At 48.0% G+C, this 635-nt stretch carries 1 protein-coding gene; it reads right to left on the reverse strand.

Annotated elements, in window-relative coordinates; all coding sequences use genetic code 11:
• Positions 1–536: S8 family serine peptidase (locus tag R7O13_RS28160; protein WP_318305357.1), on the reverse strand; the 536-nt coding region annotated here is incomplete at its 3' end.
• Positions 537–635 lie beyond the last annotated feature (99 nt).

Genomic DNA, 635 nt, shown 5'->3' on the forward strand with positions numbered 1-635 from the left:
TTGATCGGACTAAAGCAATAGCTTTGGTTAAATACGCGTACATCGCGCGTCGCTGGGGCCATACCGTGAGAAATTAACCAACCTTCTAATGTTTGGTTTGCAAGCCAGTTAAAACCAACAAGCGAAGAGCGAGAAGCAACGCCGCGACCACCTTCACCATTGTTACCTACCGCACTAATCAAACCAGCAACGGCAGTACCGTGGCCGTTAGTGTCGACGGGATAACTGGATGGGAATAAAGAGTCTTCAACGAAGTTTCTGCTACCTGTGACTACGTTACCTGCAAGGTCTGGGTGATCGATCTGCACACCAGAATCAATGACCGCAACTTTAACGCCAATACCGGCAATGCCCATGGCTTGCGTAAGTTTGGTGTTTAAGTCATTACCCGCAACAGCAGGGTTTGCTGCGAATGCAGTTTGGCCAGTGTTGTCGAGATGCCATTGTTCTGAATAGAGCGGATCAAACGCCGAGACGGCAGGTGCAAGGCCCACAGCCAACATAGCGGCAAATAGGCGATTAAAGCGTGTTTCCATTTGTGACCTCATGTCTTTGTTTGGAATTTTTGTCCCTGTTCGATACTCCTTTAAACAGGAATGAATAAAACTAGCGGCAAAGAATGAGGACGCAAACTG

Source organism: Vibrio sp. Y176, from assembly GCF_033438945.1.